At 51.4% G+C, this 13427-nt stretch carries 5 protein-coding genes; all 5 read left to right on the plus strand.

All coding sequences use genetic code 11. The features are described 5' to 3' along the window. Positions 1-147: 147 nt before the first annotated feature. The 5 genes from addB to MHB84_RS21645 all read left to right on the plus strand — a co-directional run bounded on the left by addB (position 148) and on the right by MHB84_RS21645 (position 13408). A complete protein-coding gene (gene addB, locus MHB84_RS21625) occupies positions 148-3651 on the plus strand; it encodes a helicase-exonuclease AddAB subunit AddB (RefSeq protein WP_076288081.1) in 3504 nt (1167 codons plus the stop codon). Further along, entirely contained in the window at positions 3648-7967 is a 4320-nt protein-coding gene (addA, locus tag MHB84_RS21630; RefSeq protein WP_076288082.1) for a helicase-exonuclease AddAB subunit AddA, read from the plus strand. The genes addB and addA overlap by 4 nt, the downstream gene beginning before the upstream one ends. 71 nt (positions 7968-8038) lie before the next feature. Further along, entirely contained in the window at positions 8039-9223 is a 1185-nt protein-coding gene (locus MHB84_RS21635; protein ID WP_076288083.1) for an exonuclease SbcCD subunit D, read from the plus strand. Beyond that, positions 9220-12639, plus strand: coding sequence for an SbcC/MukB-like Walker B domain-containing protein (locus MHB84_RS21640; protein ID WP_076288084.1), 3420 nt, complete (start codon positions 9220-9222; stop codon positions 12637-12639). The genes MHB84_RS21635 and MHB84_RS21640 overlap by 4 nt, the downstream gene beginning before the upstream one ends. 430 nt (positions 12640-13069) lie before the next feature. Then, the gene (locus tag MHB84_RS21645; protein ID WP_076288085.1) at positions 13070-13408 is read left to right on the plus strand and encodes a hypothetical protein; all 339 of its coding nucleotides are present in this window, start codon (positions 13070-13072) and stop codon (positions 13406-13408) included. Positions 13409-13427 lie beyond the last annotated feature (19 nt).

The following is a 13427-nucleotide window of genomic DNA, read 5'->3' on the forward strand; positions in this document are numbered from 1 at the left end:
CTGTTTTCATAAGCTGTGGGCTCTTTGCTATGCTCGTGGAGAAGCTTTCTGTAATTGCCGGATAGTGGCAAACGTATGTTCCGAACCAAGTCAGATATGTTATACTGGGAATTAAAATCTTGTTCGTGATGGTTTGGAGGATTAAACATGTCCGTACGCTTTGTTATTGGCCGGGCAGGCAGCGGTAAGAGTGCGCTGATTACCCGGGAAATCACATCCCTGCTTCAAAAGGAACCACAAGGTAAACCACTGATTCTTCTGGTCCCGGAACAGAGTTCGTTTCGAACTGAACAGTCACTTGTATCTTCAGGGGCTATTAAAGGTACCATGCGTGCTGAAGTGCTTGGTTTTCGCCGATTGGCCTATCGGGTAATGCAGGAGGCAGGTGGTTCTGCACGTATTCCCATTGGGGCTGAAGGCAAAAAAATGCTGCTCTACAAAGTGCTTCAGCGTCGTAAGGAAGAATTGAAGTTGTTTGGAGCATCAGGCAGCCAGCTGGGATTTATAGGAGACTTAAATGATTTATACAGTGAGTTTAAACGTTATGAACTTGACCCCACTTCACTTGAAGAAGGACTTTCCGCATGGAATACTTCCTCTTCTGCACCGATTCTGGGAGACAAGCTGCATGACTTGCTACTTATATACCGTGATTATGAAAAGGAATTAACCGAACTATATATCGATGATGAAGACACGTTGACTGAACTGACAGAGCGGTTGCCGGAGAGCACGTTGCTGCAAGATGCACAGATCTGGATCGATGGATTTCAGGGATTTACTCCGCAGGAAATGAGTGTCATAGGAAAATTGATGCTGCAAGCTTCTTCCGTTACAATTGCATTGACTTTGGATCGTGCTTACGATCACGGTGCACTTCCAGCAGAATTGGAGCTGTTCCATCCCACAGCGAGTGCATACGCACGTCTCAAAGGCATGGCCGAGGATCTGGGTGTCCTTAATGAGACAACCGTGCTTCAACCGGAAGTTTTGCCGAGATATGAGGGCAGTCCTGGACTGGCGCATTTGGAGGCTGGCTTTGATCGCAGAGTTCGCTGGAAGAGTGAGGGGCGTGATGCAGGTGTCCGACTATACGCCGCTGAGAACCGCCGGGCTGAAATGGAAGGAGCACTTCGTGAGATGCGTCGTCTGGCGCAAGATGAAGGTGCGCGTTATCGAGATATGGCAGTGCTTGTTCGTCAGTTGGATACATATGCCGACATTGCTGAGCCCCTATTCAGGGACTATGGCGTGCCTGTCTTTCTGGATCGGAGAAGAAATGAACTACATCATCCATTAGCGGAATTCATTCGTTCAGCACTCGATATCGTTCGCCGTCGCTGGCGTTATGAGGATGTATTTCGCTGTGTGAAAACGGATCTGCTGCTTCCACGGGGCGGTTCCATTACACGTGAAGATATGGACCAGCTCGAAAATTATATATTAGCTTGCGGAATTCACGGATACCGCTGGACAGATGGCAAGCCATGGAAGTATGTACCCAGCCTGTCCTTGGAAGACAACGATCAGGATGTCCGCAGCAGGGGCCGGGAGCAGATGCTGTCCTTAATGGAAAAATGCCGTACAGTGATTGTTGATCCACTGGGTGCTTTTGAGAAACGAATGAGCAAGGCAAAGACAGCTAAAGACCAATGTGCGGCGCTTTACAGATTACTGGAAGATGCTGAGATTCCTTGGAAGCTGGATCAGATGTCTGCAGAAGCCAAAGCCCAGGGTGATCCGGAACGTTCGAGAGAGCATCGTCAAATGTGGGGTGCCGTTCTAGATCTATTAGATCAGATGGTTGATATGATGGGGGCCGAACGGCTGGATATCGATCTATTTGCTGGGCTGATGGAGACCGGATTAACCGAACTGAAGCTGGGACTTGTTCCTCCAGCGCTTGATCAAGTGTTGGTTGGATCGATGGATCGTACACGTCTTCAGGGTATCAAGTACGTATTTATTCTGGGTGCAGTAGATGGTGAACTGCCTGCTGTGCCTCAGGATGATGGTGTATTAACTGAGCAGGAACGGCTGTTATTGACAGAGAGAGGACTGGGGCTTGGGCCGGGAGCAACAAGACAAATGCTGGATGAACGCTTTCTGATCTATACCGCCCTGACAGCGGCGAGCAAGCAGTTATGGCTGAGTTATCCTGTTGCAGATGATGAAGGGAAAACATTACTGCCCTCGGAAATTGTACGACATGTACGGAAGATGTTCGGTCTGCATGAGCAGCCATTGCTTGCCCAGCCGCCGGTTACGGATGCTGAAGAGATACACTGGTCTTATGTTAACCATCCTGGTCAGAGCCTCTCTTATCTCATCGGACAATTGCGCAGATGGCGCCGTGGAGAAGATATTCCTGAAATGTGGTGGGCGATCTATAACTGGCATGTCTCTCGGGAGACGAGCAGACCTCAGCTGAAACAATTGCTTGGATCGGTCTTTTATCGCAATCGGGCGTTACCTCTACGTACGGCTACTAGCCGTAGATTATATGGCACAGAGGTAAGGACCAGTGTCTCCAGGATGGAGCGTTTTGTGGCGTGTGCGTTCTCCCATTTTGCATCCCACGGGCTGCGCTTGAAAGAGCGCCAGCTGTACCGCTTGCAAGCCCCTGATATTGGACAATTGTTCCATGCAGCCTTGAGTCAGCTTGCCATACGTTTGCGTGAGCAGAATCGTAGTTGGGGCAGTCTGTCTCCAGATGAATGTCGGAAGGAAGCGGAGCACACCGTGGAGCAGATTGCACCACAGTTGCAGGGAGAGATTTTGCTTAGTACCAAACGGTATGGTTACATCTTCCGGAAGCTGAAGGATATCGTTAGCAGGGCGTCCGTTATTCTGGGTGAACAGTCCAGACGGGGAAGCTTTGAACCGATTGGGTTGGAGCTTGATTTTGGGCCAGGTAAACCCCTGCCACCCCTTCGTTTTGAATTGGAAAATGGCTGTGTGATGGAGATCGTGGGTCGGATCGACCGTGTGGATGTGGCTGAAGGAGAGAATGGCCTGCTGCTGCGGGTCATTGATTACAAATCGAGCCAGACCGATCTCAAGTTGCATGAGGTGTATTATGGCTTGTCATTACAGATGCTCACGTACCTGGAGGTACTGCTTAGTGCTGCCGAGGAGTGGCTTGGAGAATCGGCTATGCCTGGAGGAACACTCTATTTCCATGTGCATAATCCGTTGCTTCAATCGGCGAATGGCATGACTTCTGAGCAGGCAGGACAAGAACTACTGAAACGGTTTAAAATGAAGGGCTTGTTACTCGCGGACCGGGATGCGATCGCTCAAATGGACAATACCTTGGACAAAGGCTATTCGGCCATTATTCCGGTTGCGCTTAAGGCAGATGGCAGTTTTTATAGCAGCGCTGCTGTAGCTACGCCAGAACAATGGGATACCTTGCTTGCTTCAGTTCGCAGTAATATTCGTGAGATTGGCACCCGGATTACGGACGGGGATGTGGCGATTGAACCTTACCGTATCCAGCAGGAGGTTGCATGCACCTTCTGTCCGTACAAGCCAGTCTGTCAATTTGATGAAAATATCGAAGGCAATGAATATAATCTGTTGTCTAAACCGGGCAAACAGCAAATCTGGGACATGCTGTCTCATGACAAAGGAGGGGAAACATCATGACGATTATGCCAAAACCGGAGGGAAGCTTCTGGAGTGATGACCAATGGAGTGCCATCTCACAGAGTGGGGAAGACATTCTGGTTGCTGCTGCAGCGGGTTCCGGGAAGACGGCCGTATTGGTTGAACGGATTATTCGTAAGATTGCAGACCCTTCCCGCGGATTCAGCGTAGATCGTTTGCTGGTTGCAACATTTACGAAAGCTGCTGCGGCGGAGATGAAGCAGCGGATACGGGAAGCACTGGAACGTGCACTTGAAGAGCAGCCTGCCGAAGAACATTTGCGCAAACAACTTTCACTACTTGGGCGGGCATCCATTACGACACTGCATTCATTCTGTATGGAGGTCATTCGTCGTTATTATCAGCAAATTCCGCTAAACCCGGCTTTCCGGATTCTGAATGAAAATGAAGCCGAGATTATGCGGCAGGAATTGTTGGAGCAGTTGTTTGAGGAAAAGTATGGGGAAGAAGATGAAGGCAGTACATTCCGCGAATTGGTGGATTGGTTCAGTGGGGAACGAAACGATGATGCCATGCATCGACTTGTGCAGCGTTTGTATGATTTCTCACGCAGTCATTCCTGGCCGGATCATTGGCTTGCGGAGATGGCATCTGCTTTTCAGGTGGAAAGTGTCGAGGCACTTGGGCATTCTGCATGGGTTCAGAGTATTTTGCGTGATGCGGCTCTTGCCCTAAGTGGTGCGGCTGGTCTGCTGCGTCAAGGAATCAGCATATCTATGCAGCCGGAAGGTCCGAAACCTTATGCAGATACATTAAAAGAAGATTTGGCAATGGTCGAAGAGCTTCTGTCAGCTGTTGAGGTCATGCCGTGGGAAAGATTGCCTGAAGTGTTTCAGCCAGCATCTTTTGGCAAGCTGAAGCCTTGCAAAAAGGACCAGACGGACCCGGGGTTACAAGAACAGGTCAAGGAACTGCGTGAGGCTGCGAAAAAAGCCGTTACGGATCTGAAAGGGTCATTGTTTGGAAGAAGTGCGTTTTCTTTCTGGCAGGAGCTGGAGCAGGCGGCACCACTAATGCAGGAATTGTCCAAGCTGGTCAGTGCATTTGGAGAGCGATATCGACAGGCCAAGCGGGAACGCGGTCAGGTTGATTTCAGTGACCTGGAGCATTACTGTCTTCATATTTTGCGCCATGAGGATTCAACTCCTGAGCTATCGATGCCTTCGGATGCGGCAATGGAATATCGGGCACGTTTCGATGAAGTGCTGCTGGATGAATATCAGGATACTAATACGGTGCAGGAAGATATCGTCAGACTGATTTCCAGAGAAAATCCAGGAAATCGATTCATGGTTGGTGATGTAAAACAGAGTATTTACCGTTTTCGTCTGGCTGAACCCGGTCTGTTTCTGAACAAGTATCGTCAATACGCAGCGAATTCGGATATGGAAGTGGACGGAGAGAAAGAGTCATTGCATGCAGGAAGACGTATTGATCTTGCGCGTAACTTCCGCAGTCGTGCAGAAGTAGTCCACTCGGTCAATATGTTATTCAAGCAGCTCATGAATGAAGGGGTAGCTGAGATTGCCTATGATGAACGGGCGCAGCTCGCTTATGGGGCTACTTTCCCGGCAGAGACGCTTGGGGATGAGGCATACACACCTGAACTTATGCTGATTGATCGTCAAGGCGGAGGACCTGATCTGACGGAAAGCACGGACGAGAATGGAGATGCTCTGCCTTCTGCCGAGCTGGAGAGTGCCGAGCTCGAAACCGCCCAGCTGGAGGCTCGGGCCATGGCTCGACGTATTCGTGAAATGGTTGGAGATACGGATAAACCAGCCCTTAACGTTTATGATAAAGCCCTCAAATCCATGCGACCTGCGCGTTACGGAGACATAGTTATTTTGCTTCGTTCTGCCCTGATGTGGGCTCCACTCATGATTGAGGAATTCAGACAGCAGGGTATTCCTGCCGGAGGGGAGCAAAGCAAAGGGTATTTCCAGGCGACGGAAGTGGAAGTGATGTTGTCCTTGCTGCAGATTGTGGATAATCCAAGGCAGGATATTCCGCTTGCTTCCGTGCTTCGTTCGCCGATTGTCGGACTAGATGAAGAGGAACTGGCTCAGATTCGCCTTGGGGACAAGCGACAGTCTTTCTATGATGCTGTTGTATCGGCTACAGGAGCATTCAATAGTTCGTTAAATGTTGTCGGGCAGCATGGTGAGAAAGTTTCGAATCCGGATTCATCTGCAATCCAGCTGCAATGGCCCGAAGTCTGGTCAGAAATGGAACAGGGGCAGCGGGAGTCGGCAGTATCCGCCGAAGCAGAAGTTATCGAACGTACACATGAATCCTCTGTACATGCAGATACAGATGAGCTTCTGGATGCTGGTATAGATGCAAGTATGGGTGGACGTATAAGCGACGATGCGGATAGGGACAACGGTACCAGCACAGAGCTGCAACAAAAGTTAATTCGCTTTATGCGTCAGTTGGAACAGTGGCGGCTTGAAGCCAGACAAGGCAGCCTGAGTGAACTCATTTGGCGAATGTACCGGGAAACGGGTTATCTGGTCTGGGTTGGCGGCCTACCGGGAGGCATACAGCGTCAAAGTAATTTGAAGGCTCTGTATGATCGCGCTCGGCAATATGAGGAGGCAACGGCTAATCGTGGGTTGTTCCGCTTCCTGACCTATGTATCCAGACTACGTGAGAACGGGGGAGATCTTGGCACCGTTTCAAGTGGTTCTGGTGAGCAGGACAATGCGGTACGCATCATGACGATTCACCGGAGTAAGGGCTTGGAATTCCCTATTGTTTTTGTCGGGGGCATATCCAAAATGTTCAATCAGCAGGATCTGAATTCGCCGTTTCTGATGCATAAGGAGCTGGGGTTTGGCCCGAGGTTTGTTGATCGTGAGAATCGGGTTGCCTATCCAACCTTGGCGAATCTGGCGATTCGTCGTCGCGCCCAGTTTGAGCTGCTTGCCGAAGAGATGCGGGTGCTCTATGTGGCTTTGACCCGCCCAAAAGAGAAAATGATTTTGGTCGGTACGGTGAAAGATGTTGTTAAAAAGGCAGTGGCATGGTCTCAGATTAAAGACAGTCCGGAACGGGTATTGCCTGACTATCTGCTTGCAGCAGGACGTAGTTATCTGGACTGGATCGGTCCATCCCTGATGAGACATCCAGACGCAGCTTTGCTGCGTGAACTTGCGGGAGGCGCTGATTCATATGCTGCCTGTCTTGTGAATGATGAATCACGCTGGACTATTTCTGTCATTTCTGCTGATCAAGTATCCCGGGAAATATTTGTGGATCAGACGCTTGGTGAAGAAGACGGCATGACAGAAGTGCGGAAACATCGAATTGCTGCCCTAAAAGCAGTTCAGCCTGTGGAGCTGTTTCCTTCCTCCACTGAAGAAGAGATGATCGAGGATACACAAGATGCAACACTACGAGACATCAGTGAGGAAGCTGTATTTACAATAGGTGAGCAAGAGGGTCTACAGCTGCTTCGGGAAGTTGATAAACGGCTTTCATGGATGTATCCTCATCAAGCAGCAACGCAAGTAGCTGCCAGTACATCGGTTACCGAACTAAAAACATTGCTAGCCATGCAAGACCATCAGTCTTTACAGATGATGGAGGAAGTTGAAGAACAATCTGAGGCTTCTGTGGATTATGAGGGCCGTGAAGTGAAGGATGAAGGATCGTCCTTTAAATTGCATCTACGTCGTCCCAAATTCATGGAGGAAAAACAATTGACTGGAGCCGAGCGGGGAACGGTGTATCATACGTTGATGCAGCATCTTCCTGTAGATGGTTCACCCATTGATTCACAAATCGTTGAGCAGACACTTTTGCGGTTAGTTGAGCTCCAGATTTTGCTCCCCCATCAAGCAGAGGTTATTGAGTCTGATCAACTGGCCGAATTCTTCAATACAGAGCCTGGGACAGAATTGTTGCGTGCGGAGTGGGTGAAACGGGAGATTCCTTTTATTTATGGACTTCCGGCACATCATTCTCCTGCTGAATGGCTTCAAAGTCTGTCACCAGATGCAGGGATTCAAACGTTGGAGGAAGACGGTAAGATGCAGGCATCACTAGAAAATGAAATGGTGCTGGTACAGGGGATTATTGACTGCCTGTATGAGGTGGATGGCGAGCTTATTTTGCTAGATTACAAGACAGACCGGGTGTTGGAGCATCGCGGTGGACTGGACAAACTGACGGAAAACTATCGTTTTCAGCTGGAGCTGTATGGCCGGGCTATTGAAGATATTCTGGGTCGGAAAGTCGACCGGAAGTGGTTGTACTTTTTTGATGGCGGACTTGCTGTGAAACTATAAAGTGAAATTTTAAAACGGCCGGATGGAATTTGTATCATCGGATTTTGCATGAGAGAGGGGTTGAACGGACGATGCGTATTTTGCACACAGGGGACTGGCATCTGGGGAAAACGCTGGAGGGACGGAGCCGGCTGCGAGAGCAGGAGGATTTTGTGGATGAGCTTGTTCGACTCGCGGATGAGCAGCAGGCAGATGCCATATTGATGGCTGGAGACGTGTATGATTCTGTAAATCCGCCTGCATCGGCGGAACAGCTTTTTTATGAGGCCGCGGCGCGACTGACAGAACAAGGAAGACCACTTGTGGTGATTGCCGGGAACCATGATCAGCCGGAGCGAGTGGCTTCGGTGACCCCGCTTGTGAACAGGCAGGGAATTACACTTGTAGGTATGCCTACTTCAGAAGCAGTTACGATCCATGCAAAGCGAACTGGAGAGACTGCGCAGATTGCTGCATTGCCATACCCCTCTGAAGCGCGACTGAATGAACTGCTGACAACGGATGGGGACGAGAATGTGCTTCGCCAGGCATACAGCCGTCGGGTTGGCATGTTAATGCAGCGTCTGGCTGCTTCTTTTCGTCCGGATACGGTGAATTTGGCAATGAGTCATATTTATGTTCTGGGCGGAGTGGAAAGTGATTCGGAACGTCCCATTCAGGTAGGAGGGGCCTATACGGTTGACCCTTCTGCATTGTCAACAGGGGCGCAATATACAGCACTGGGGCATCTTCATCGTGCACAGGCAGTTAAAGGGGATGGTGTGATACGGTATAGTGGCTCTCCACTGGCCTACAGTTTCTCCGAAGCGGGGCAGAGTAAGTCCGTCACCATGGTTGATTTGGCACCGGGGGGGGGCGCAAACTTGGAAGAAGTGCTGTTGACCTCTGGACGTCCACTTGTGCGTTGGAAGGCGCGTGGCGGTCTGGCTGAGGTTTATCGTTGGCTGGATGAAGGGCGTGATCCTCAGGCTTTTATTGATATGGAAGTATGGCTGGATGACGCCATGTCTCTGAAAGAAATCCAGCAGCTTCGTAAGTCGCATGACGGGATCATCCATATTCGTCCGGTGTACCCCGAGATGGCAGCCGCAGGGCTTTTGGAGCAACGATCCGAGCTTCCCGTACATGAGCTTTTCCGCAAATTTTATCAGCGTCAGACAGGTGGGGCATTACCTGAAGACAGTCTGGTTCAACTGTTCCTGGAACTCGTCGATGAGGACGAGCCGGGTATGCGTGAGGAGGTCGAGGGAAATTGAAGCCGATTTTATTGAAAGTTGCAGGTCTGCAAAGTTATCGTGAGACTCAGGAGATTGATTTTACCGTATTGACAGAAACGGGACTGTTCGGCATTTTTGGTCCTACAGGCAGTGGGAAATCTTCTTTGCTCGACGCGATTACGCTGGCGATGTACGGAAAAGTGGAACGTGCGGTTAACGGTACCCAGGGAATCATGAATCACGCTGAAGATTCATTGTCCGTTGCTTTTACATTTGAACTTGTCTCGGCAGAAGGCACAAGAAGATTTCGGGTGGAACGACGTTTCAAACGAAACAATGAGGTTTCGGTGAGCAACACCATCAGCAAATTCATTGAGACCGTCAACGGAGAAGAACAGGTGCTGGCTGATAAACTGGCAGACGTGAACCGATGCGTTGAAGATGTCATTGGGTTGAAAATGGATGATTTTACGCGAGCCGTTGTGCTTCCACAAGGTAAATTCGCTGAGTTTCTGTCCCTGAAAGGCAGTGAACGACGGCAGATGCTGCAACGTTTATTTCATCTGGAGAAGTATGGAGATCAGCTTGCCATCAAGCTCAGTCGGCGGGTGAAGGACAATGATATGGTTCATCAGTCACTGGCTGCCGAGCAGCAGGGGCTTGGGAATGCGAGCAAAGAGACGTTGGCGGAAACGGAGCTTCTTCTTCAAGCTGCTGTGAAACAGTCTGAATTGTCACGCAAAACGCTTGATGAAGCGATGAAGGAAGCCGAGCAGCTCGGCAAAGTCCGTGAGTTAAGTCATGAACGCCAGGGTCGTATGGAGGAACACGAAAAGCTGAAAGCACGTGCACCACAGATCGAAGCTGGGGAACAACGGATGAAAGTGGCCGGAGCGGCAGACGCAATACTCCCTTCATTGCAGACGATGCGTGACGCAGCAGCACAGCAGAAGTTACGTGAGGATGCAGCCGGGATTGCTCACCAGCAAGCCGTGGAACATGAACGGATGTCTGTACTGGAAGCCGAGAAGGCCGAGAAGGCACGTGTACAGATGGCTGAGGAAGAACCCAAGCTGCTGCTTCGATTGGAACAGCTGGAACAGGCCAAGGAGTTGCAACGGGAACGGGACGGACTACGAGAGGATCGTACCCATCTTAAGCAGCTTTTGGACAAAGGACAGGCTGAACAGAGTGTCATCGGACAACAGCTGGAGAAGGAAAAAGAACTACAGCAGCGTGGCCGCAAACGGCGGGAAGAATTACAGGAAAGCCTGAAGCCGAATGAAGTGAAGTCCGAAGAACGCAGACAGCTGCAGGCTGCACTGGAATTGAAGCATCGTCTAGATACTGCGGCGGAGCAATTGCGCCTGAACAAGGCTGAGATGGAAGCCAATAAGCAGTCGGCTGTTCAGGGGGCAGAACGGCTGAAGCTGGCTGCCCAGGAAGAGAACCGTCTGAGTGAACAGCGTCAGCATCTGATTAAACAGGCGGCAACGGGTCTTGAGGCCTTGCTTACCTGTGAACGGGACATTGGCCGCGAACAGAGCCTGCTGGCAAGGGCAGAGGAGCAGCTGCGCGGAACCATGCGTGAGCAGGAGCTGCATCGGCTCTCCTCCGCCTTGCGCGCCGAGCTGCGCGACGGCGAGCCATGCCCGGTGTGCGGCTCCGCACACCACCCGCTCCAGGCTGCGCCGCCGGGAGAAGGTCCGCCTGCAGGCGATGCGGACCTGGAACTGCTGCGCAGCCTGCACGCGGAGCTGCAGGAGCTGCGCTTTGGGCTGCGCCAGCAGCTGCACGAACGTCGCAGCCTGCTGACGCAGCTTGGCGCTGCGGCCGGCGAAGCCCTGGCCGCAGCCGAGGCCGCGCCTGCGGCTGCTGAGCCGGAGCCCGCCGGTTCGCCCGTACACGGGCGCTCCCCGGCGGTCTGGGCGGAGCGTGCCGCCGCACTGCGCGAAGCCGCGCGGGCGCTGGCCGCTGACGCAGCGCCGCTGCAAGCGGAAGCCGCCGCGTTGCAGCAGGCGGCTGTAGGCGCGCAGCAGCGCCGCATGGAAGCGGCTGCTGCGCAGGAGGCCGGCCAAGCCGGACTCGCCCAGGCGGAGCGCCGGTTGGCCGAGAGTGAGGCCGCCGCAGCCGCATTGCACGGCCGCTGGGCCGCGGAACTGCCAGGCATCGCTCAAGAGCAGGCCATGGCCCTTCACCAGGCGATGCAGGAGCGCGACGCGCTCGCAGAAGATATCAAGGAACGGCTGAACAAGAGCGTGACGTTCCTTGAGGAAAAGGAACAGCTGGTACAGTCCCTCCAGCAGAAGCTGGTTGAGTTGGACAAACAGCTGATTCAGTGGCAAACGGAATGGCAAGGAAACAGCAAACAGCTCGCCGAGAAGGAAGAACGTTTGCGCCAATGGGTTGGTGAGCAACGGGTCGAGGATTTGATTGCTGCGGCCCAGACTCGACTGGATGGGTTGCGGAAAATTGCTGCCGATTCAGCACAGCGTTTCAAGGAAGCGGATGCCTTGAAACAGGAATCGGCCAAGAAGGATGTCATGGCTCATCAAGCAGCAGCCTCGGCAGCAGAGCATTTGCAGCAGGCCCAGGAACGCTGGAAGAAGTTGCTGGAGCAATCCCCGTTTGATACTGAAGATGCGGTTGTTGAAGCGGCGATTCCGTCCCAAGAAGCCGAGCGATTGGCAGCGGAAATTCAGCAGCATCGGGAACGTGATCGTGAGCTTGCATCCCAACTTCGTGAGCTGGAACAAAAACTGGGCGGAGTCGTTGTATCCGAGGAACAATGGTTGGCATGCACAGAGCGACTCCAGCAGTCTCGTGCAGAGGATGAAGCGGCTCTTAGAGCCAAGGCGCGTGCAGAACGGGATCTGGAAGATGTGCAGCAGCGACACGTTCGCTGGACCGAGCTGGAGAACAAACGGGTAGAAGTGAGCCGACAAGGTGAGATGCTTAGCAAACTGCAAGCAGCTTTCAGAGGTAATGCGTTTGTCGAGTATATTGCAGAAGAACAACTGATGCAGGTTAGTCAGGCTGCTTCACAGCGTCTGCGCTTCCTGACCAAACAACGTTATTCACTTGAGGTGGATTCAGGTGGGGGCTTTGTCATCTGTGATGATGCAAACGGTGGGGTTAAACGTCCGGTATCCACCTTGTCCGGCGGAGAGACGTTCCTGACTTCGTTGTCACTGGCCCTGGCTCTGTCTGCCCAGATTCAGCTGCGCGGTCAGTACCCGCTGCAATTCTTCTTCTTGGATGAAGGGTTTGGCACATTGGACCCTGAATTGCTGGATACCGTCATTACATCATTAGAAAAACTGCATGATGACCGTCTTGCCGTCGGCATTATCAGTCACGTTCCGGAGCTGCGAGCACGCTTGCCACGTAAACTTGTAGTTATTCCAGCTGGCGAAGCCGGAGCTGGCTCTCGCGTAGTATTGGAAACATTATAGGGATTTGAAACAGAACACATACGATTGAATGATTACAAATTGAGATTAATCTCCTCTCCTCATAAACCAATTACTAAAGTTTGATCCTAAGGGGAATCTCCTGATGGATTGAGGTTTGGTGGTTTGAGACTCATTTATATACTCGTTGTGAGAGTTGAGTGAGATAGCTCACAGATACAGGTTCATCCTGTTGTTATACTACAGTTAAGCCGACAAACTTTTGTAAGCACCCCGGCGGACGTCTGATCAGGAATAATCCTGGTTAGACGTCCGCGACAGCAGACTTCCGTATGGAAACTGCAACGGGGTGCTTCTTTTTTTTAATAGGAACTTATCTTGAAACTCTTGTCATGCACAGTGTCATTTCGCCCAGATCTGAATACGATGAAAGGGTGATGAAGAGCAGAACAGATTCGGGAGGCGATTAAACGTGGAAAAAGTAGAAGCGAAGAAACTGTGTAAGGAACACATGCATCGCTATGTATGTATACAGATGCATGACGGTGCCCATTACGATGGCATTGTGGAAAATGTGGATGATGATATGATTTATTTGGCTGTTCCCGTGGGGCATGAAGCCATGGTTAACCATGCAAATGCAAACTGGGGACCCAATATGATGCCGGTTACTTATCCCGCGCATGCACGGGGATTTTTCCCGGGCTATGGTTATCCGTATCCTTATTATGGTTATGGTCGCAGACGGTTCAATAGGTTGGTACTACCTCTGATTGGCCTCACTGCCTTAACTCTATTGCCTTATTATTAATAAAACGGTGAAAACAGTA

Origin of the sequence: Paenibacillus sp. FSL F4-0087 (assembly GCF_038020215.1) — a bacterium.
Taxonomy (GTDB): domain Bacteria; phylum Bacillota; class Bacilli; order Paenibacillales; family Paenibacillaceae; genus Paenibacillus; species Paenibacillus taichungensis.